Below are 20,176 nucleotides of genomic sequence, written 5' to 3'. Positions count from 1 at the left end.
CGGCGCGCTGGGCCGCTCAGGCGGCGAAGGCGACCGGCTCGGGCTCGCACCGGGGCAGGCTGGCCCAGCGGTCGGCGCCCAGCTCGTACAGCAGCGCGGCGGCATTGCCCGGGCCGAAGGACAGCGTCCCCTTGGCCCGCAGTCCCAGGCCCTCCAGCGTCTTGCGCGTGGGCATGTTGTTCGGCAGCACGGCGGCCACCACGGCGCCTTCCTGGCGCTGCTCGAAGGCCTGCGTGATGCCATGCAGCGCCATCTCGGACGCCAGGCCGCGGCCCCAGGCCTGGGGCGTGATGCGGTAGTACAGGTACAGCCCGGCATGGCCGGCGACGCGCCGGTTCATCAGGCCGCCGAACCCGATGAGCTGATCGGGCTGCTCGCGTTCGGCAATGGCCCAGTGGCCGAAACCGTGCGTCTGCCAATGCGACAGCCAGCTCTGCAATTGCGCCTCGGTGGCCTCACGGCCGTTGGGCGTGGCGGCGGCGCAAAAACGGCTCACGGCCGGGTCGGCATGCAGGGCGAGCAGGGTGTCGAGATCGCTGTCCTTGGGGGGACGCAGCACCAGACGGCGGGTCACCATGGCGGCCGGCACGGCGGCGGCGATGGGCTCGGCAGACTCAATCGGGAGCATCTCGTCGGAATACGGTGGAAACCCTAGGAGATTAGCCACTCGTGAATCTGACCGGAAGCCCCGGCAAGCGGGGTTGTCGCATTGCTGTCACAAAAGCACACAAATGCGGGCCCCGACCGACCGGAGACCGCCGCCCTCCCGGGCGGCGGCAAGCGGGCATCAGCCCATCAGCAGCGCGTTGACGCGACGGACGTAGGCCGCGGGGTCTTCCAGATGGCCGCCCTCGGCCAGCACGGCCTGGTCGAACAGCACCTGGGCCAGGTCGTCAAAGTGGGCACTGCCGTCCAGCTTCTTGACCAGCGCGTGCTCGGCGTTGATCTCCAGCGTCGGCAGCGACACCGGCGCCTGCTGGCCGGCCTGCTTCAGCAAACGGGCCAGATGGCCGGACACATCGCCCTCTTCCACCACGATGCAGGCCGGTGAATCGACCAGGCGGGTCGTCACGCGCACGTCCTTGGCGCGGTCCTTGAGCGTTTCCTTGAGCTTGTCCAGCAGCGGCTTGAACGCCTCGGCCGCTTCCTCAGCCTTCTTCTTCTCTTCTTCGTCCTGCAGCTTGCCCAGGTCCACGGCGCCCTTGGCGACGGACTGCAGCGGCTTGCCGTCGAACTCGTAGAGGTGGCTGAGCATCCACTCGTCCACGCGGTCCACCAGCAGCAGCACCTCGATGCCCTTCTTGCGGAAGATCTCCAGCTGCGGGCTGTGCTTGGCGGCGGCCAGGCTGTCGGCGGTGATGTAGTAGATGGCCTCCTGGCCTTCCTTCATGCGGCTCACGTAATCGGCGAGGCTGACGCCCTCGTCGGCATGCGTGGACGCGAAGCGGAACAGCTTGGCCAGGCGCTCCTGGTTCTGGTGGTCCTCGCCGATGCCTTCCTTCAGCACCTGGCCGAAGTCCTTCCAGAAGTCGGCGTACTTCTGCTTCTCGGCGGCGTCCTCGCTGTTGGCCAGGCTTTCCAGCATGCCGAGCACGCGCTTGGTCGAGCCCTCGCGGATGGCGCGCACGTCACGGCTTTCCTGCAGCAGTTCGCGCGAGACGTTCAGCGGCAGATCGGCCGAGTCGATCACGCCCTTCACGAAGCGCAGGTACACCGGCATCAGCGCCTCGGCGTCGTCCATGATGAACACGCGCTTCACGTACAGCTTCACGCCGCCGCGCTTGTCGCGGTTCCACAGGTCGAACGGCGCCTTGGCCGGGATGTAGAGCAGCTGCGTGTACTCGCTGCGGCCTTCCACGCGGTTGTGCGTGTGGGCCAGGGGCGCCTCGGTGTCGTGGCTGATCTGCTTGTAGAACTCGTCGTACTGCTCCTGTGTGATCTCGCTCTTGGAGCGGCTCCACAGCGCCGACGCCTTGTTGACCGGCTCCCACTCGTCCGTCACGACCTGCTTGGCGGCTTCCGCGTCCCAGGTCTCCTTCTTCATCAGGATGGGCAGGGAGATGTGGTCGCTGTACTTGGCGATGGTGCTCTTGACGCGCCAGGTCTTCAGGAACTCCTCCTCGCCCTCGCGCAGATGCAGGATGACGTCAGTGCCGCGGCCCGCCTTGGTGATCGTCTCCAGCTCGTACTCGCCCGTGCCCTCGCTGCTCCAGCGCACGCCCTGGTCGGCCGACAGCCCGGCGCGGCGGGTCTCGACGGTGATGCGGTCGGCGACGATGAAGCCGGAATAAAAGCCCACGCCGAACTGGCCGATGAGCTGGGCGTCCTTCTTCTGGTCGCCTTCGAGCTTGGCCATGAACTCGCGCGTGCCGCTCTTGGCGATGGTGCCCAGATGAGCCGCGGCCTCGTCGGCGCTCATGCCGATGCCGTTGTCGCTGATGGTCAGCGTCTTGGCTTCCTCATTGAAGCTGACGCGCACTTCCAGGTTGGGCGCGTCCTCGAACAGCGCCGCGTTGTCCAGCGCCTCGAAGCGCAGCTTGTCGCAGGCGTCGCTGGCGTTGCTCACCAGCTCGCGCAGGAAGATCTCCTTGTTGGAGTACAGGCTGTGGGTGACGAGGTGCAGGATCTGCTTGACTTCGGCCTGGAAGGCGTGGGTTTGCTTGGTCATGGCTGGAATGAAGAGCTGAAAAGCGAAACGCGGCCCAGATGGGGCCGCGTCACGCGGGTTCAAGAGCCAGGATTATTTCAACGGCGAGACTTCACGGCGGCCGACAGCACGTCCAGCACCGCCAGCGAGTCATCCCAACCCAGGCAGGCGTCGGTGATGCTCTGGCCGTAGGCCAGCTGGGCCGGGTCGTCCTTGCCCGGCGTGAACTTCTGGGCGCCGTCGTTCAGGTGGCTTTCCACCATGACACCGAAGATCTGCTGGCTGCCCTCGCGCATCTGCCCGGCGATGTCGCGCGCCACGTCCAGCTGGCGGCTGTGCTGCTTGCTGGAGTTGGCGTGCGAGCAGTCCACCATCAGGCGCTCGGGCAGCTTGGCCTTGGCCAGGTCGGCACAGGCCTCGGCCACGCTCTTGGCGTCGTAGTTGGGCGCCTTGCCACCGCGCAGGATGACGTGGCAGTCGGCGTTGCCACGCGTCTCGACAATGGCGACCTGGCCGTTCTTGTGAACCGACAGGAAGTGGTGGCCGCGCGCCGCCGCCTGAATGGCGTCGGTCGCAATCTTGATGTTGCCGTCGGTGCCGTTCTTGAACCCGATGGGGGCAGAGAGGCCCGAGGCCAGCTCGCGGTGCACCTGGCTCTCGGTGGTGCGCGCGCCGATGGCGCCCCAGGAGATCAGGTCGCCGATGTACTGCGGCGAGATCACGTCCAGGAACTCGGAGCCCGCCGGCATGCCCAGGCGGTTGATCTCCAGCAGCAGCTGGCGCGCGATGCGCAGGCCCTCGTCGATGCGGTAGCTCTCGTCGAGGTAGGGGTCGTTGATGAGGCCCTTCCAGCCCACCGTCGTGCGCGGCTTCTCGAAGTAGACGCGCATGACGATTTCCAGCGTGTCGGCGTACTTCTCGCGCTCCACCTTCAGCCGGCGGGCGTACTCGATGGCGGCCTGGGGGTCGTGGATGGAGCAGGGGCCGATGATGACCAGCAGCCGGTCGTCCTTGCCGGCCATGATGTTGCGGATGCGCTGGCGGGTCTGGCCGATCAGCGTCTCGACCGGCGTGCCGCTGATGGGGAAGAAGCGGATCAGGTGCTCCGGCGGCGGCAGCGGCGTCACGTCGACGATGCGCTCGTCATCGGTGGCGCTGGTCTTGTCGTCCTGGGAGTACCAGCGCTGGGCTTCGGGCTGGACGGAAGAGACTTTGGCATTCATCGGGGCACCTCTGAAATGAAAAAACCGCCGGGCTTGGCGGCCTCGGCGGTTTTGGGGAGTTTCTGTGTTCAGCGCGCGCGCTCAGGACTCTCCACCGCCGGGGCGGGGAAAAAACCAAAAGCGAAAGTAAGCAGCGCGGGACATGGGAGCGGAATCTAGCACGCTGTCGGCGATGCGGGTTCGGCGCGCAACAAAGCTGCCATCGTGTGGCACGACGGCAGCGGGCGATCAGAGCGGCTTGTATGGCGCCCAGCCCAGGTGCTCGTGCTTCAGGGCTTGGGCCTCATCCCAGCTTTGGGCATTGCACGCCCAGATCAGCCGGGCCGCTGGCGACAGCAGCTTGCGCCACTCCTCACCGTGCTCCGGAAAGAAGCTCAGCGCGTCCTGGTCTTCCCAAAGCTCGTAACGCACCTGCCCGGCCCGAGTCATCGTCAGGCCGTGCCGCCCACCGTCAACCCGTCGATGCGCAGCGTCGGCTGCCCCACCCCCACCGGCACGCTCTGGCCTTCCTTGCCGCAGACGCCGACACCGGTGTCCAGCGCCATGTCGTTGCCGATCATGCTGACGCGGGTCAGCGCGTCCGGGCCGTTGCCGATGATGGTGGCGCCCTTCACGGGGTACTGGATCTTGCCGTTCTCCACCCAGTAGGCCTCGCTGGCCGAGAACACGAACTTGCCGCTGGTGATGTCGACCTGGCCGCCGCCGAAGTTGGTCGCGTACAGGCCCTTCTTGATGGAGGCGACGATCTCCTGCGGGTCGTCCTTGCCGCCCAGCATGTAGGTGTTGGTCATGCGCGGCATGGGCACGTGGGCGTAGCTCTCGCGTCGGCCGTTGCCGGTGGGGGCGGTCTTCATCAGGCGCGCGTTCATCGCGTCCTGGATGTAGCCCTTCAGGATGCCGTCCTCGATCAGCACGTTGCGCTGGCTGGCGCAGCCTTCGTCGTCGACGTTCAGCGAGCCGCGGCGGTCGGGCAGCGTGCCGTCGTCCAGCACCGTCACGCCCTTGGCGGCGACGCGCTGGCCGATGCGGCCCGAGAAGGCACTCGACCCCTTGCGGTTGAAGTCGCCTTCCAGCCCGTGGCCCACGGCCTCGTGCAGCAGCACGCCGGGCCAGCCCGGGCCGACGACGACGGTCATCTCGCCGGCCGGCGCGGGGCGGCTTTCCAGGTTCGTCAGCGCCGCATGCACCGCATGGTCCACGTAGGTGGCGATCATGTCGTCGGTGAAATAGGCCAGCCCGAAGCGGCCGCCGCCGCCGCCCGAACCGATCTCGCGGCGGCCATTGCTCTCAGCGATGACGGTGATGGACAAGCGCACCAGCGGGCGCACGTCCGCGGCCAGGGTGCCGTCGGCGCGGGCGATCAGCACGACCTCGTGCTCGGCGGCCAGGCCGGCCATGACCTGCGCAACGCGCGGGTCCTTGGCGCGGGCCATCTTCTCGGCGCGCTCCAGCAGCGCGACCTTGGCGGCGCTGTCGAGGCTGGCGATGGGGTCAGCCACGCCGTATAGCTCGCGGCTGCCCGCCACGCGGCCCTGGGCAGGCACCTTCACGCGGCGGCTCTGGCCGGCGGCGGCGATGGTGCGCACGGTGCGGGCGGCGTCCAGCAGCGAGTCCAGCGAGATGTCGTCCGAATAGGCAAACGCCGTCTTCTCGCCGGCCACGGCGCGCACGCCCACGCCCTGGTCGATGCTGAAGCTGCCGCTCTTGACGATGCCCTCCTCCAGGCTCCATCCCTCGGCGCGCGTGGTCTGGAAATACAGGTCGGCATCGTCGACCCGGTGCTCGGTGATGAGGCGCAGCGCCTGCGACAGGGACGCTTCGGTCAGGCCGAAGGGCTCCAGCAGTTGCGAGCGGGCGGTGGCCAGGCGGGCCAGGGTGGGTTCGACGGCGATCATGCGGCGATTCTAGAAAGCTGGCTGTCAGACCTTGCAAGACATGGGCATGCCTGGTTACGCCGCCGGGGTCGACCGGCGCAGCACAGTCGCCGTTGTGGTGGGGCATTGCCACCCCACCCTCCCCAGGAGCACTCGATGAAGACCTCGCCCAAGACCCTGATTGCCCTGCTGGCCCTGGCCGGCGCCAACGCCTTCGCCCAGACGCCCGGCACCAACACGCCGCGCGTGGACCAGCGCGAAGCCCAACAGGAAGCCCGCATCGCCCAGGGCGCCGCCAACGGCAGCCTGACGGCACAGGAAACCCAGCGCCTGGAGAAGGAGCAGGCCCGCATCGACAACGCCGAGGCCAGGGCCAAGGCCGACGGCACCGTGACCGCCAAGGAGCGCCGCCGCCTGCACGCAATGCAGGACGGCGCCAGCCGCGACATCCGCCGCAAGAAGCACAACGAGCGTACGGCCGGCCAGTGAGGCCAGGCGCCAATCGCGGCTACTCGTCGCCGCCGCGCTTGAGCTTCAGCCCGGCGTCGTAGAGCCGGTTGCGCGGCGCGCCAGTGATCTGCGCGGCCAGCGCGACGGCCTGCTTCAGCGGCAGCTCGGCCGCCAGCAGCGCCAGCGTGCGCTGAGCCTCGGCTGGCAGCTCGTCCTCCGCCGACACCTGGGCAGCGAGCGCGTGCAGCACCAGCACGAACTCGCCACGCTGACGCTGCGTGTCGGCCGCCAGCCAGGCCGGCAACGTGGCCGCCTCGGCGGTGTGGATGCTTTCGAACTGCTTGGTCAGCTCGCGGCACACCGTCACGCGGCGCGCCGGCGCCAGCTCGGCGAGCAAGGCCGCCAGCTCGACGATGCGATGCGGCGCCTCGAAGACGACCTGGCTCTGGCCCTCCACCGCCAGCACCGCCTGCAGCGCCGTGCGGCGCTCGCCGGCCTTGGTGGGCAGAAAGCCGGCGAAGGCGAAGCTCGTCGCCGCCGTGTCGCCCGCGACAGACAAGGCCGTCACCGTGCTGCTGGGGCCCGGCAGCGGCAGCACGCGGTAGCCCGCGGCCACCACTTCCTGCACCAGCACGGCGCCGGGGTCGGAGATGGCCGGCGTGCCGGCATCGGACGCATAGGCCACGCGCTCGCCCGCCGCCAGCCGTGCGATGACGGCCGCGCTGCCCTCGCGCTCGTTGTGCTGGTGCAGCGCAATCAGCGGCTTGTGCAGGCCCAGGTGGCGCAGCAGACCGCCGCCCTGGCGCGTGTCCTCGCAGGCCAGCGCGTCGGCCAGGCCCAGCAGGTGGATGGCGCGCAGGCTCAGGTCGGCCAGGTTGCCGATGGGTGTGGCGACGAGATAGAGCGTCGCGGCCGGATACTGCTGGCCGCCGGCCGCGGCCTGGGCGGCCTGGCGAAGCAGGGAGGCGTCAATGTTCAACTGGGGCTCTCGATCAAAACCGGCGACGAAGGCGCGCGGCGACGCGGCGGAAGACGCCGCGCTGGCGCACCTGGTGCGCGCCGGCCTGCGCCTGCTGGAGCGCAATTATCGAGTCGCCGCCGGCCCCAGCCGCCATGCCGGCGAGGTGGACCTGATCATGCAGGACCGCGACGGCACGCTGGTGTTCGTGGAGGTGCGCGCGCGGGCCGACACCACGCACGGCGGCGCGGCCGCCAGCGTCACCGCGCGCAAGCAGCAGCGCCTCATCTACGCCGCCCAGCACTACCTGCTGCGCCACGCCACGCCGCCGCCCTGCCGCTTCGACGTTGTGGCCATCGATGGCGAAACGCTGACCTGGCTGCAAGCTGCCTTCGATGCAGGCTGAACCAGCCCCCTGCGGGTTGACCCTATCATTCGCGCCGCATGATTGAGCAACGTATACAGCAACAGTTCTTCGAGAGCGCCGACCTGCTCTACCAGGCGGCCGAGCAACTGGCCCGGCCCCTCGCGATGGCGGCGCAGATGGTGGTGGACGCCATCACCGGCGGCAACCGCATCCTGTGCGCCGCGCATGGCCTGGCCAGCATGGAGGCCGACTACCTCGCCGCCCGCCTGGCCGGCCGATTCGAGCAGGAGCGCCCGGGCCTGGCCGCATGGAGCCTGGCCGCCCAGGCCCGCGACGCCGCCGGGCTGGATCTGGCGCGGCTGCTGCAGGCCCACGGCCACCCTGGCGATGTGCTCATCATGATCGAGCCGCTGCGCGAACAGCGCGACGCCTGGCAGCCCGCGCTGGCCGTGGCCCATGCGCAGGAGATGAGCATCATCGCGTTGACGGCCCAGCCGCAGGGCGCGGCCGACGAGTGGCGCGGCGTGCTGCAGGACACCGACATCCAGATCCGCGTCAGCCACGCACGCGAGCCGCGCGTTGTGGAAGCCCAGCGCGTGCTGCTGCATGCGCTGGCCGACGCCGTCGACCTGCAACTGCTCGGCAGCGATGAATAACCTTTTCCCGATGGATTCCCGATGAAGAAGCTCTCCCTGACCCTCACGGCCGCCCTGCTGGCCAGCGCGCTGACCACCGGCTGCGCGCCGCTGCTGATCGGCGGCGCGATGGTGGGCGGCGTCACGGTCGCCACCGACCGCCGTACCTCGGGCATGCAGCTGGAGGACGAGACCATCGAGGTCAAGGCCGCGAGCCGCATCCGCGAACAGCTGGGCGACCGCGTGCACATCAACGTGAACAGCTACAACCGCGTCGTGCTGATCACCGGCGAGGCCCGCAACGAGGCCGACCACGCCGCCGTCGAGCGCGCGGTGGCAGGCGTCGAGAACGTCAGCAAGGTGCTCAATGAAGCTGCCGTGACCATGCACAGCTCTCTGAGCGGCCGCTCCAACGACGTGCTGATCAAGAGCCGCGTCAAGGCGCAGTTCATCGACGCGCGCGACCTGATCAGCAACGCGTTCTACGTGGTAGTGGAGCGCGGCGAGGTGTTCCTGATGGGCCGCGTCACCGAGCGCGAAGCCAACCGCGCCACCGAGATCGCGCGCCAGGTCAGCGGCGTCAAGAAGGTGGTGCGCGCCTTCGAGATCATCAGCGAGGACGAGTTGGCCCGGTACGCGCCGAAGAAGCAGTGAGCCCCTCGCCCAGCGCTGAAGGCGCTGGGCGCCCCCCCCCAACGAGAGGACGCCGATGCTCGCGGGCGAGGGCCCACGAGAACATCGGCTCAAGCCCAACTCAGAGGCGTTTGATGAGACTGGACGTGTCCCAGCGGTTGCCGCCCAGCGCCTGCACGTCGGCATAGAACTGGTCCACCAGCGCCGTCAGCGGCAGGCGCGAGCCGTTGCGGCGCGCCTCGTCCAGCACCAGGCCCAGGTCCTTGCGCATCCAGTCGACCGCGAAGCCGAAGTCGAACTTGTCGTCGACCATGGTCTTGCCGCGGTTGTCCATCTGCCAGCTTTGCGCGGCGCCCTTGCCGATGACGTCCAGCACCTGATGCATGTCCAGGCCCGCGTTCTGGCCGAAGCGCACCGCCTCGGACAGGCCCTGCACGACACCGGCGATGCAGATCTGGTTGACCATCTTGGCCAACTGACCCGAGCCCGGGCCGCCCAGCAGCGTCACGGCCTTCGCGAAGGAAAGCGCCAGCGGCTTCATCGCATCGAAGGCCGGCGCATCACCGCCGCACATCACGGTGAGCTGGCCATTGACTGCGCCTGCCTGCCCGCCCGAAACCGGCGCGTCGACAAAGCCCAGCCCGGCAGCGGCCGCGGCGGCATGCAGCTCGCGCGCCACGGCGGCCGAGGCCGTCGTGTGATCGACAAACACCGCGCCCGCCGCCATGCCGGCGAAGGCCCCCTGCGGCCCCAGCACCACGGCGCGCAGGTCGTCGTCGTTGCCGACGCAGCAGAACACGAACTCGGCGTCGCCAACGGCCTCAGCAGGCGTGGCGGCAAAGCGGCCGCCATAGGTCTGCGCCCAGGCCTCGGCCTTGGCCGTCGTGCGGTTGTAGACCGTGACCTGATGCCCGGCCTGCGCCAGGTGGCCGGCCATGGGGTGACCCATGACGCCCAGGCCCAGGAAGGCCACGCGGCGGGGTGCGATGGGGTCGTAGCTGCGGTTGCTCATGTGGGGGTGTCTCCTGAAGCGCGGCGCTGCCGCGGCGCGGAAGGCGGCTGACGTCGCCCGTCGAAGCGGCCGGCGACGCCGGCAGCGGTGGTCAAACGATGGTGAGGTGCTCGGTGCCGCTGGACAGGTCGCCGGTGCGGGCGCGCTCGCTGTTCAGCTTGATCTGCAGGCGCAGGTCGTTGACGGAGTCCGCGTTGCGCAGCGCGTCTTCGTAGGTGACCTTGCCGGCCTCGTAGAGGTCGAACAGCGCCTGGTCGAAGGTCTGCATGCCCTGCTCGCGCGAGCGCTTCATCAGCTCCTTGATCTCGCTGATCTCGCCCTTGAAGATGAGGTCGGAGATCAGCGGCGTGTTCAGCAGGATCTCGACGGCCGCCACGCGTCCCTTGCCCTCGCGGCGCGGCAGCAGGCGCTGGCTGATGAGCGCGCGCAGGTTCAGCGAGATGTCCATCAGCAGCTGCTGGCGGCGGTCTTCGGGGAAGAAGTTGATGATGCGGTCCAGCGCCTGGTTGGCGCTGTTGGCGTGCAGCGTGGCCATGCACAGGTGGCCGGTCTCGGCGAAGGCGATGGCGTGGTCCATGGTCTCGCGGTCGCGCAGCTCGCCCATCAGGATGACGTCGGGCGCCTGGCGCAGCGAGTTCTTCAGCGCGGCCTCCCAGCTGTCGGTGTCGATGCCCAGTTCGCGCTGCGTGACGATGCAGTTCTTGTGCGGGTGCACGAACTCGATCGGGTCCTCGATGGTCACGATGTGGCCGTAGGTCGTCTGGTTGCGCTCGTCGATCATCGCGGCCAGCGACGTGCTCTTGCCCGAGCCGGTGGCGCCGACCACGATGACCAGGCCGCGCTTGTGCTGCACCACCTCGCGCAGCACCGGCGGCAGGTCCAGCGACTCGATGGTGGGCAGCGTCGACGGAATCGTGCGCAATACCAGGCCCACCTGGCCCTGCTGGATGAAGGCGTTCACGCGGAAGCGCCCGATGCCGTGCGGCGAGATCGCGAAATTGCACTCCTTGGTGCGCTCGAACTCGGCGGCCTGCTTGTCATTCATGATGGCGCGCGCCAGCTGCAGCGTGTGCTGGCCGGTCAGCGGCTGCGGCGACACCTTGGTCATCTTGCCGTCCACCTTGATGGCGGGCGGGAACTCCGCCGTCAGGAACAGGTCGGAGCCCTTGCGCGACAGCATCAGGCGCAGCAGGTCATTGATGAATTTCGAGGCCTGGTCGCGTTCCATGGAGGTCCTGTCTTTCTCGTAGAGCGTTCTGCCGTCACTCACATGGCTTCGCCATCTGAGTGACGTCAAACGTCCCGGCCTAGCCCGGGAAGTTTTCGGGGAACTTCGCCTTGGCGCGCGCTTCCGCGGGCGAAATGATGTTGCGCCGGACGAGGTCGGTCAGGTTCTGGTCCAGCGTCTGCATGCCCATGGCGTTGCCGGTCTGGATGGCCGAGTACATCTGGGCCACCTTGTTCTCGCGGATCAGGTTGCGGATGGCCGAGGTGCCCAGCATGATCTCGTGCGCCGCCACGCGGCCGGTGCCGTCCTTGAGCTTGCACAGGCTCTGCGAGATCACGGCCACCAGCGACTCCGACACCATCGCCCGCACCATTTCCTTCTCGGCGGCGGGGAACACGTCGACGATGCGGTCCACCGTCTTGGCGGCCGACGAGGTGTGCAGCGTGCCGAAGACCAGGTGGCCCGTCTCGGCCGCAGTCAGCGCCAGGCGGATGGTCTCCAGGTCACGCATTTCGCCCACCAGCACCGCGTCCGGGTCCTCGCGCAGCGCCGAGCGCAGCGCGTTGCTGAAGCTGTGCGTGTGCGGACCCACCTCGCGCTGGTTGATCAGGCTCTTCTTGGACTCGTGGACGAACTCGATCGGGTCCTCGATGGTCAGGATGTGGCCGTACTCGTTCTCGTTGAGGTGGTTGATCATGGCCGCCAGCGTCGTGCTCTTGCCCGAGCCGGTGGGGCCGGTCACCAGCACCAGGCCGCGCGGCTTGAGCGCCAGGTCGGCAAACACCTTGGGCGCGGCCAGCTGCTCCAGCGACAGGATCTTGCTCGGAATGGTCCGGAACACGGCGCCCGCGCCGCGGTTCTGGTTGAAGGCGTTGACGCGAAAGCGCGCCAGGCCCTGGATCTCGAACGAGAAGTCGACCTCCAGCGTGTCTTCGTACACCTTGCGCTGGGAGTCGTTCATGATGTCGTACACCATGTCGTGCACCGCGCGGTGGTCCAGCGGGTCGACGTTGATGCGGCGCACATCGCCGTGCACACGGATCATGGGCGGCAGGCCGGCCGAGAGGTGCAGGTCCGACGCCTTGTTCTTGACCGAAAATGCCAGCAGCTGAGTGATGTCCATGATGTCCCTGTCAATGCTCGGCGGATTATGGCGATCTCAGATTCCCTCCAAGTCACCAAAACTCGTATCGCTGCGGCATGTGTCGCGGCCGGCCGCGCGCCGGACGCCGTGCGGCTGCTCGTGGTCAGCAAGACCTTCCCTGCCGCCGCCGTGCGTGAAGCCTTCGAGGCCGGCGCCCGCGCCTTCGGCGAGAACTACGTGCAGGAAGGCCTGGCCAAGATCGAGGCGCTTGGCGACCTGCGCAGCCAGCTCGACTGGCACCTCATCGGCCCGCTGCAGTCCAACAAGACGCGACCGGTGGCCGAGCAGTTCGACTGGGTGCATTCGGTGGACCGGCTCAAGGTCGCGCAGCGGCTGTCCGAGCGGCGCCCGCCGCAGCTGCCGCCGCTGAACATCTGCTTGCAAATCAACATCAGCGGCGAGGCCAGCAAAAGCGGCCTGCTGCCCGCCGAAGCGGCCGCGCTGGCCCACCAGGTGGCCGCACTGCCCCGGCTCGCGCTGCGCGGGCTGATGGCCGTGCCCGAACCCGGCCCCGGCGCACTGGCCCAGCATCAGGCGATGGCGGCACTGTTCGCCGCGCTGCAGGCCGAGGGCCTGGCGCTGGACACGCTGTCCCTGGGCATGAGCGCGGACCTGGAAGACGCCATCCACGCCGGCTCGACGATGGTGCGCGTGGGCTCGGCCATCTTCGGCGCCCGCTGAGCATCCGCACACAGCGCCCATGCCCACGCGCCCGCTACACGCCCTGGCCGCCACGCTGCTGGCGCTGCTGTGCGCCACCGGCACGGCCACGCCGGTGCCCGACACCCTCGCGCAGCGCGCGCTGGCCTGCACCGTCTGCCACGGCAAGCAGGGCCGCGCTGCGCCCGACGGCTATTACCCGCGCCTGGCCGGCAAGCCAACCGGTTATCTGTACAACCAGCTGCTGAACTTCCGCGACGGGCGACGCGACTACGGGCTCATGAGCGAGCTCATCACCCCGCTGTCCGACGCCTACCTGCGCGAGCTTGCCGACCACTTCGCCGCGCTGGACCTGCCCTACCCCGCGCCGCAGCCGCCCACACTGCCGCCCGCCGAGTTGGCGCGCGCGGAGGTGCTGATCCGCCAGGGCGACCCGGCCCGGCGCCTGCCCGCCTGCACCAGCTGCCATGGCGAGCGGCTGACCGGCGTGCAGCCCGCCGTGCCGGGCCTGTTGGGCCTGTCGCGCGACTACCTGAACGGCCAGCTCGGTGCCTGGCGCAGCGGCCAGCGCCGCGCCCAGGCGCCGGACTGCATGGCCCACATCGCCAAGACGCTGACCACCACCGAGATCAACGCCATCACGCAATACCTCGCCGGCCGCGCCGTGCCGGCTGACGCCCACCCCGCCGCCGCGCTGCCGGCCCCGGCGCCCATGCGCTGCGCGGGCATGCCATGAGGCGCGCACTCGCCCTCGCCGCCACGGCTGTGCTGTTGGCGCTGGCCACGCCCTTCGCGCTGCTGGCTTGGCAGCGCCACCTGCCCGACGACACGCCCCCGTCGACGGCCCCGGTGAACCTGACGCGCGGCGCCTACCTGGCCGCCGTGGGCAACTGCGCCGGCTGCCACACCGCCCGCGGCGGCGAACGCCTGGCCGGCGGACGGCCATTGCCCACCCCTTTCGGCACGGCGTTCTCCACCAACCTGACGCCGCATGCCAGCGGGCTGGGCGGTTGGACGCGAGACGACTTCTGGCGCGCGCTGCACCTGGGTCAGAGCCGCGATGGGCGGCTGCTGCTGCCGGCCCATCCCATCACCAACACCACCCAGATCACGCGCGACGACGCCGACGCGCTGCACGCCTGGCTGCAGGCCCAGCCCGCCGTGGACGCGCCGCGCCGTCCGCACGAACTGCGCGGGCTGTACGGCAGCCAGCTCGCCATCGCCGCGTGGCGGGCGCTGTATTTCCGCCCGGGGGTCTACGAGGCCGACCCGCGCCAGAGCCCGGCCTGGAACCGCGGCGCCTACCTGAGCCAGGGCCTCGCGCACTGCAGCGCCTGCCATGCCGGGCGCGACGTGCTGGGCGGCGACCGCGGCGCAGCCGACTTCCGCGGCGGCTTGCTGACGGGCCTGGGCTGGCACGCGCCCTCGCTGCTGGACCCGGCCGAGGCCGGCGTGCAGCGCTGGCCGCAAGAGGCCGTGGAGCGCCTGCTGCGCGACGGCCAGGCCCATGACCAGATTGCGCAGGGCCCAATGGCCGAGGTGGTGCTGGGCAGCACGGCCGCGCTGGACGATGCCGACCTCGCCGCCATGGCCACCTACCTGCGCGCCCTGCCGATGCAGGCCGTCGAGCGCATGCCGGCCGCCGCACCCGACCCGCGCCGTCGGGCGCTGGGCGCCCGCCTGTACGAAACCCATTGCGCCAGTTGCCACGGCGACGCCGGTGAGGGCCGGCGCGACGCCAGCGGCGCACTCGCCTACCCGGCCCTGGCCGGCAGCCGCCTCGTCACTCAGGCCAGCCCGGCCAACCTGCTGCGGCTGATCGAACGCGGCGGTTTCGCCCCCGCCACGCCAGGCCATCCCCGTCCCTACGGCATGCCGCCCTTCGCCGGCCAGCTCAGCGCGGCCGAGCTGGCCGCACTGGCCAGCCACCTGCGCCACAGCTACGGCCACACGGCCGGCGAGGTCGACGACGTCGAGGTGCTGCGCCTGCGCGCGGCCGCTGTCGCGCGCTGAGCCACACCGCGTCGCTGCAGTGCGACGACCCGTCGTGAACGACTTCACGCGACCCATCAAGGCTCTGATTCAAATCGTCACAGGCCGCGACACACTGCGCAGCGGCCCGTCGTTGGGGCAGTCCGAACACGGACGCGCGGGCCTACATTGCATCTGGACGCCACAGCGGCTGGTTGCCGCAGCTATCTGAAGACGACAAGGACTAGAACCGAATGAACTTTCTGACGCAATTGCGCATCGGCCCACGCCTGCTCGTGAGCTTCGGCCTGCTGATCCTGCTGCTGATCGGCATTGGCGTCTATGGCGCAACCAATGCCAGCCGCCTGGCCAAGGACCTGGATCGCACGGCCAACTCCAGCCTCGTCAAGATCGGCGCGGCCAACGCGCTGGAAAGCCAGGTCAACGTGATCGCCCGCGCCGTGCGCGACCTGCTGCTGCTGGACACCGCCGGCGCCATCAAGAAGCAGAAGAAGGCGATCGCCGATGCGGTGGAAGAGTCCGACAAGCAACTCAAGGGTCTGGCCGCCAGCGTGGCCGACGAGCAGGAGAAGGCTGTCGTCGCTGAGGTGAGCGAGCACAAGGTCAAGTTCCTGGCTGCGCTGGAGAAGTTCCAGAAGATCCAGACCGACGGCAGCCCCGACGAAGCCCGCGAGAGCCTCATCACCGATCTGCGCCCCGCGCAGACCGCCCTGCAGGACGGCCTGAAGAAGCTGGTGGACATGCAGTTCGAGAACGGCAAGCAGCTGGCCACCTCGGGCGTGGAACTGGCCAAGTTCTCCGTGGCCGTGACGGTCGCGCTGGTCGTGGCAGCCGTCGTGCTGGGCTTCGGTGCCTTCCTGCTGATCTCCCGCTCCATCGTCGGCCCGGCCCGCAAGGCCCAGCTCGCTGCCGAGGCCATCGCCTCCGGCGACCTGACGCAGGACATCACGGTCGAAGGCCGTGACGAGCTGAGCCAGATGCTGCAAGCCATGAAGGACATGCAGACCGCCCTGTCCAGCGTTGTGCGCGACGTGTCGACCGCAGCCAGCGAAGTCGCCGAGAACTCCGGCACCATCGCTGACAGCAATACCAACCTGGCCGACCGCACCAACCGCTCCGCGGCCAGCCTGCAAAACACCGCCGCCTCGGTGGAAGAGATTGCCTCCACGCTCAAGGGCGCCAGCGATCTGACGCGCCGCGCCGCCGGCATTGCCGTGACGGCCCGCCAGGCCGCCAGCAACGGGGGCTCGGTGGTGTCCAAGGTCGTCGAGACCATGGAAGAGATCAGCGCCAGCTCCAAGAAGATCGGCGACATCATCGGCGTCATCGACGGCATCGCTTTCCAGACCAACATCCTGGCGCTGAACGCCGCCGTGGAAGCCGCCCGTGCCGGCGAACATGGCCGCGGCTTCGCCGTGGTGGCCGCCGAAGTCCGCGCGCTGGCCCAGCGCTCGGCCGGCGCGGCCAAGGAAATCAAGGTGCTGATCCAAGAATCCACCGTCAAGGTCGAGAACGGCACGACGCTGGTCAACAACGCCGGCGTCACCATCCGCTCGGTGGTGGACGAGGTCAACAACATGGGGCAGCTGATCGAGGAAATCTCGCACTCGGCCCAGGAACAGGCGACCGGCGTCGGCGTCGTCAACGGTGCGATGAACGAACTGGACAAGGCCACCCAGCAAAACACCAGCCTGGTGGGCGAACTCAGCCGCTCAGCCGATGCGCTGCGCGATAGTTCTACCCGCCTGATCGAGGCCGTGGGCTTCTTCCGAGCGGCCTGATCCTCACACCCTTACTTGTTGCAAAGGCTCACCATGTCCTTTCTTCGCTCCGCCTCCATCTTCACCGCCGGCCTGATGCTGGCCCTGGCCGCCCAGGCGGCTCCCAAGGTCATCAAGAAGGTGCCGCCCGAGTTCCCGGCCGAAGCGGCCAAGAAGGGCATCTCCGCAGGCTCGGTCAAAGCCAAGCTCATCATCGAGGCCGACGGCAAGGTCAGCGATGTGGAGATCATTGAGGCAGAGCCCAAGCGCGTGTTCGACCGCGCCGTGAAGGCAGCGCTGATGGAGTGGAAGTTCGAAGCCGGCGAGAAGACCACGCACGAGGTCAAGCTGGTCTTCAAGAACGAGGACTGACCGCGCGGCGCACAGCCGGCCGCGCGCCGGCTCAGCGCCGCAGTGCGGCCGGCACGTCGGCCGGTCGCTCGTCAGACCGCCCGGAGGGCCACAGCAACGCAGCCCCCGCCACAAGCAACACCGTGATCACGGCGCCGGCCACCAGGCCCAGGCGCCGTTTTTTCTGGGCGTGCCGCGCGCGCAGCTGGCCGCCCCCTTTCGCCTCGCGCAACGCCGGATGCAGGGGTGCCAGCCGGGCCAGGTGCACCGCACGCTTGCGGCCGTCGCGGCCCGTCACGACCTCAAAGCTCAAAGGCTCGTCCAGGCGCGGACCGTCGCCATCGGTCGGGAACGCGGCAAGCGCGACCGGCACCTCCTCGCCGCCGCCCAGCGGGCGAATGCGGCCACAGCCGGCATCCGGGTTCCACTCGCTCAGCAGACCTTGGAATCTCATCACTGCCTCTTGCATGAAGCCTTGATGCTGAGGGTGCAGGGCCAGAGCGCGGCAACCGGATGTAAGGCACCGACAATCACGGCTTTCATCGCCTGAACGACTCCGCATGCCCATCCACTGGTTCCCCGGCCACATGAACTCCACCCGCCAGGCGATCAAGGATCGCGTGCAGGCGGGGCTGGACGTGGTCATCGAGCTGCTGGACGCACGGCTGCCGGGCTCCAGCAGCAACCCGCTGCTGGCCGCACTCACCACCGGGCGGCCGTCGCTGAAGGTGCTGAACAAGCAGGACTTGGCCGACCCGGCCCAAACCGAGGCCTGGCTGGATTTCTACAACGCCCAGCCGCACACCCGCGCCATCCCGCTGGACGCCGGCGACAAGGCACCGGCACGCGCCCTCATCAAGGCCTGCCGCGAACTGGCGCCGCTGCGGGGCGACATGCACAAGCCGCTGCGCGTGCTGATCTGCGGCATTCCCAACGTCGGCAAGAGCACGCTCATCAACACCCTCGTCGGCAAGAAGGCGGCCAAGACCGGCGACGAGCCCGGCATCACCAAGCTCGAACAGAAGTTCGTGCTGGAGAACGGCTTCTACCTGTTCGACACGCCCGGCATGCTGTGGCCGCGCATCGCCGTCGAGCAAAGCGGCTACAACCTCGCCGCCAGCGGCGCCATCGGGCGCAATGCCTTCGACGAGGAGGAGGTGGCGCTGGAACTCATCGCGACGCTCAAGCGCCGCTACGCCGACCGGCTGCAGCAGCGCTACGGCCTGGCCGAGCTGGGCGAGGACGACGCCGTGCTGGAAGCCATCGGCGTGAAGCGTGGCGCCAAGATCCGTGGCGGCGCGGTGCAGATGCACAAGGCCGCCGAGGCCGTGCTGATGGACTTCCGCGGCGGGCTGCTGGGCCGCATCACGCTGGAGACGCCCGACGAGATGGCGGCGTGGCGCCACGCCGCTGCCGAGGCCGATGCCCGCAAAGCTGCCGCACGCGAGGCCGACAAGGCGGCTGAGAAGGCCAAGCGCAGCGGCAAGCGCAACGCCTGATCAGTAGCGCGGCGCCGGGTACGCAGGCGCCGGCATGGCGCCGTAGGACGACGACTGGCTGTAGTGATGGTGGCCACGGTGGTGCCCATGCCGGTGCGGCACGATGATGCAGCCGGACAGCAGCGCGGCAGACGTGATCAGGGCAATGGCCAGGGACAGTCGCTTCATGGGGGGGCTCCGAGGCTGCGGGATTGCAGCCGCAGCCCCTTAACCGCGCCAGCACCGCGGCGGATGACGGCCTCACAGAGAGTTACCGCCGATACGCCTGCTGACGGCGGCGCACCCCAGTGATCGGCGCGTTATGCTGCGCGCCCAACCCATTCATCTGCCCCATGAAACTGCTGCTCCCCCTGCTCGCGGTCGGTCTGGTTGCCTGTGCCGCAGCGCCCCAAACGGGCGACACCCTCACCGCCGACACCACCTGCGAGCGCGAGACGCGCATCGGCAGCAACCTGCCCACCACGCGCTGCCGCTCCGCTGCTCAGCGCGAGGAAGACCGCCGCCGGGCCGAAGCCATCGGCGAGAACATCAAGCCGGGCGCCGCCTCGACCATCCGCGGCGGCTCCTGATCAGCGCGGCGGCAGCCGCAGCACGCCAGCCAGCGCCGCCATGCCCAGCGCCAGCACACCGGCCGTGAGCCACAACGCGGCGTCAAAGCTGCCGCTGGCCTCCACCATGCGCCCGGTCAGCGCCGGCGCAGCCATCTGCGCGGCCCCGTAGGCCAGCGTCAACCGCGCCATCGCCTTGCCCGGGTTGGCGGGCGAGTGGCGCCCCACCAAGGCCAGCGTCAGGCTGACGATGCCGATGAAGGTCGCCCCGTACAGCACGGCCCCCAGCATCGCCGCCGCCAGGCTGGCCGACAGCGCCGGCAACAGCACACCCACGATCTGCACCGCAAAGGCCAACAGCAGCGCCTGCACATCGCCCAGCCGCCGCGCGATGCGGTCCCAGATGAACACCGCCGGCGTGGCTGCCATGCCCACCAACAGCCAGGCCCACGCCCCCTGGCCCGCGAGCAGCGGCTGCTTCTCGACGATGGCGACCGTGAAGGTCGCGTTGATGACGAAGCCCCAGCCGGCGCAAAAGTAGGCGGCCAGCATCAGCGCCATCCAGCGCCGCGCGGGCACCACGCCGGCCTCGGCCCGGGCGGCGGGCGGTGGCACCGGCGGCCGCCAAGCCCAGGCAGGCAGCACGAACAGCAGGCCCACCAGCGCGAAGCCCTGCCACTGCGCCGCCCAGCCCAGCGACAGCGCCCCCATGCCCATCGCGCCCACGGCCGACACGGCGATGCCCAGCCCCAGGCCGATGAAATACAGGCCCAGCTCCGGCCGCCGACCGGCGCGGATCAACCAGCCCTGCACCAGGCCCGACCCCAGCAGCATGCCGGCCGCACCGCACAGGCCGCCCACGTAGCGCGACAGCGCCCAGACGCCGAACGCAGTGCTGCAGCTCATCAGCGCCGTGATGCCCAGCGCCAGCGGCAGCGCCCACACATACAGGCGCCGGCGCCACACCGGGCTTTCTATCCAAGCCGCGAGCAACGCGCCGCTCATGTAGCCCGCGTAGTTGATCGCCGCCAGCAGCCCGCCGTCGGCGACACCCAGGCCAGCCTGCGCCTGCATGGGCGGCAGCAGCGGCGTGAACGCAAAGCGCGCGAGACCCACCGTCACCACCAGCGCGCAGATGCCGCCCAGCAACACCTGCCAAGCCTGCAGACGGGTGGGCACGGTGGCTGGGGACATG

General features: G+C 69.4%; 23 protein-coding genes. 11 read left to right on the top strand and 12 right to left on the bottom strand.

All coding sequences use genetic code 11. The features are described 5' to 3' along the window. Positions 1 to 16 precede the first annotated feature (16 nt). From NYO99_RS19045 to tldD, 5 genes are all read right to left on the bottom strand, one after another. Positions 17 to 628, bottom strand: coding sequence for a GNAT family N-acetyltransferase (locus NYO99_RS19045; RefSeq protein WP_268168867.1), 612 nt, complete (start codon positions 626 to 628; stop codon positions 17 to 19). A 159-nt stretch (positions 629 to 787) separates the two neighbouring features. Next, positions 788 to 2,668, bottom strand: coding sequence for a molecular chaperone HtpG (gene htpG / locus NYO99_RS19040; RefSeq protein ID WP_268168866.1), 1,881 nt, complete (start codon positions 2,666 to 2,668; stop codon positions 788 to 790). 77 nt (positions 2,669 to 2,745) lie between these two features. Further along, positions 2,746 to 3,870, bottom strand: coding sequence for a 3-deoxy-7-phosphoheptulonate synthase (locus NYO99_RS19035; RefSeq protein WP_268168865.1), 1,125 nt, complete (start codon positions 3,868 to 3,870; stop codon positions 2,746 to 2,748). A 228-nt stretch (positions 3,871 to 4,098) separates the two neighbouring features. Beyond that, positions 4,099 to 4,281, bottom strand: a complete 183-nt coding sequence (locus NYO99_RS19030) for a hypothetical protein (protein WP_268168864.1) — start codon at positions 4,279 to 4,281, stop codon at positions 4,099 to 4,101. A 20-nt stretch (positions 4,282 to 4,301) separates the two neighbouring features. Further along, the gene (gene tldD, locus NYO99_RS19025; protein WP_268168863.1) at positions 4,302 to 5,765 is read right to left on the bottom strand and encodes a metalloprotease TldD; all 1,464 of its coding nucleotides are present in this window, start codon (positions 5,763 to 5,765) and stop codon (positions 4,302 to 4,304) included. 135 nt (positions 5,766 to 5,900) lie between these two features. On the opposite strand from tldD, the gene NYO99_RS19020 reads away from it, so the two are divergent. Beyond that, positions 5,901 to 6,233, top strand: coding sequence for a hypothetical protein (locus NYO99_RS19020; protein WP_268168862.1), 333 nt, complete (start codon positions 5,901 to 5,903; stop codon positions 6,231 to 6,233). A 19-nt stretch (positions 6,234 to 6,252) separates the two neighbouring features. Here the strand turns inward: NYO99_RS19020 and rsmI are convergent, their stop codons facing one another. Beyond that, positions 6,253 to 7,173, bottom strand: coding sequence for a 16S rRNA (cytidine(1402)-2'-O)-methyltransferase (rsmI, locus tag NYO99_RS19015; RefSeq protein ID WP_268168861.1), 921 nt, complete (start codon positions 7,171 to 7,173; stop codon positions 6,253 to 6,255). Here rsmI and NYO99_RS19010 point away from each other — a divergent pair. Genes NYO99_RS19010 through NYO99_RS19000 form a run of 3 tightly spaced genes read left to right on the top strand, consistent with a single transcriptional unit; the run spans position 7,166 to position 8,808 of the window. After that, entirely contained in the window at positions 7,166 to 7,558 is a 393-nt protein-coding gene (locus tag NYO99_RS19010) for a YraN family protein (RefSeq protein ID WP_268168859.1), read from the top strand. The genes rsmI and NYO99_RS19010 overlap by 8 nt on opposite strands. Before the next feature lie 38 nt (positions 7,559 to 7,596). Continuing rightward, entirely contained in the window at positions 7,597 to 8,175 is a 579-nt protein-coding gene (locus NYO99_RS19005) for an SIS domain-containing protein (RefSeq protein ID WP_268168858.1), read from the top strand. A 21-nt stretch (positions 8,176 to 8,196) separates the two neighbouring features. Next, positions 8,197 to 8,808 (top strand): BON domain-containing protein, encoded by a 612-nt coding sequence (locus NYO99_RS19000; RefSeq protein WP_268168857.1) that lies wholly within the window; start codon positions 8,197 to 8,199, stop codon positions 8,806 to 8,808. Positions 8,809 to 8,908: 100 nt separating this feature from the next. Here NYO99_RS19000 and NYO99_RS18995 read toward each other — a convergent pair whose 3' ends face one another. The 3 genes from NYO99_RS18995 to NYO99_RS18985 all read right to left on the bottom strand — a co-directional run bounded on the left by NYO99_RS18995 (position 8,909) and on the right by NYO99_RS18985 (position 12,150). Continuing rightward, on the bottom strand, positions 8,909 to 9,799 hold the full coding sequence (locus tag NYO99_RS18995) for an NAD(P)-dependent oxidoreductase (protein WP_268168856.1): 891 nt from the start codon (positions 9,797 to 9,799) through the stop codon (positions 8,909 to 8,911). Between the two features lie 91 nt (positions 9,800 to 9,890). Further along, positions 9,891 to 11,027, bottom strand: coding sequence for a PilT/PilU family type 4a pilus ATPase (locus tag NYO99_RS18990; protein ID WP_268168855.1), 1,137 nt, complete (start codon positions 11,025 to 11,027; stop codon positions 9,891 to 9,893). 79 nt (positions 11,028 to 11,106) lie between these two features. Continuing rightward, positions 11,107 to 12,150, bottom strand: a complete 1,044-nt coding sequence (locus tag NYO99_RS18985; RefSeq protein WP_268168854.1) for a type IV pilus twitching motility protein PilT — start codon at positions 12,148 to 12,150, stop codon at positions 11,107 to 11,109. A gap of 27 nt (positions 12,151 to 12,177) precedes the next feature. Here NYO99_RS18985 and NYO99_RS18980 point away from each other — a divergent pair, with 27 nt between their 5' ends. The 5 genes from NYO99_RS18980 (at position 12,178) to NYO99_RS18960 (ending at position 16,955) form a co-directional block, all read left to right on the top strand. Further along, positions 12,178 to 12,852 carry a YggS family pyridoxal phosphate-dependent enzyme gene (locus tag NYO99_RS18980; RefSeq protein WP_326494844.1) on the top strand — a complete coding sequence of 225 codons (675 nt, stop codon included), beginning with the start codon at positions 12,178 to 12,180 and terminating at the stop codon, positions 12,850 to 12,852. A gap of 19 nt (positions 12,853 to 12,871) precedes the next feature. Further along, entirely contained in the window at positions 12,872 to 13,567 is a 696-nt protein-coding gene (locus tag NYO99_RS18975) for a c-type cytochrome (RefSeq protein WP_268168853.1), read from the top strand. After that, positions 13,564 to 14,844, top strand: coding sequence for a c-type cytochrome (locus NYO99_RS18970; RefSeq protein WP_268168852.1), 1,281 nt, complete (start codon positions 13,564 to 13,566; stop codon positions 14,842 to 14,844). Before NYO99_RS18975 ends, NYO99_RS18970 begins: the two co-directional genes overlap by 4 nt. A gap of 212 nt (positions 14,845 to 15,056) precedes the next feature. Beyond that, positions 15,057 to 16,604, top strand: a complete 1,548-nt coding sequence (locus NYO99_RS18965) for a methyl-accepting chemotaxis protein (RefSeq protein WP_268168851.1) — start codon at positions 15,057 to 15,059, stop codon at positions 16,602 to 16,604. A 33-nt stretch (positions 16,605 to 16,637) separates the two neighbouring features. After that, on the top strand, positions 16,638 to 16,955 hold the full coding sequence (locus NYO99_RS18960; protein ID WP_268168850.1) for an energy transducer TonB: 318 nt from the start codon (positions 16,638 to 16,640) through the stop codon (positions 16,953 to 16,955). Between the two features lie 31 nt (positions 16,956 to 16,986). On the opposite strand, the gene NYO99_RS18955 is transcribed toward NYO99_RS18960, so the two are convergent. Next, the gene (locus NYO99_RS18955) at positions 16,987 to 17,388 is read right to left on the bottom strand and encodes a hypothetical protein (protein ID WP_268168849.1); all 402 of its coding nucleotides are present in this window, start codon (positions 17,386 to 17,388) and stop codon (positions 16,987 to 16,989) included. 106 nt (positions 17,389 to 17,494) lie between these two features. On the opposite strand from NYO99_RS18955, the gene ylqF reads away from it, so the two are divergent. After that, positions 17,495 to 18,433, top strand: coding sequence for a ribosome biogenesis GTPase YlqF (gene ylqF, locus NYO99_RS18950; RefSeq protein ID WP_268168848.1), 939 nt, complete (start codon positions 17,495 to 17,497; stop codon positions 18,431 to 18,433). Here ylqF and NYO99_RS18945 read toward each other — a convergent pair whose 3' ends face one another. Beyond that, the gene (locus NYO99_RS18945) at positions 18,434 to 18,601 is read right to left on the bottom strand and encodes a hypothetical protein (RefSeq protein ID WP_268168846.1); all 168 of its coding nucleotides are present in this window, start codon (positions 18,599 to 18,601) and stop codon (positions 18,434 to 18,436) included. Positions 18,602 to 18,765: 164 nt separating this feature from the next. Between NYO99_RS18945 and NYO99_RS18940 the strand changes: the two genes are divergently transcribed. Continuing rightward, positions 18,766 to 19,002 (top strand): hypothetical protein, encoded by a 237-nt coding sequence (locus tag NYO99_RS18940; RefSeq protein ID WP_268168845.1) that lies wholly within the window; start codon positions 18,766 to 18,768, stop codon positions 19,000 to 19,002. Here NYO99_RS18940 and NYO99_RS18935 read toward each other — a convergent pair whose 3' ends face one another. Next, positions 19,003 to 20,175 (bottom strand): YbfB/YjiJ family MFS transporter, encoded by a 1,173-nt coding sequence (locus tag NYO99_RS18935; RefSeq protein ID WP_268168844.1) that lies wholly within the window; start codon positions 20,173 to 20,175, stop codon positions 19,003 to 19,005. Position 20,176 lies beyond the last annotated feature (1 nt).

Source organism: Roseateles hydrophilus (genome assembly GCF_026712245.1).
In the GTDB taxonomy this organism is placed as follows: domain Bacteria; phylum Pseudomonadota; class Gammaproteobacteria; order Burkholderiales; family Burkholderiaceae_C; genus Pelomonas; species Pelomonas hydrophilus.
The sequence above is the reverse complement of the archived record's forward strand: the minus strand, read 5'-3'. Positions and strand labels throughout refer to the sequence as shown.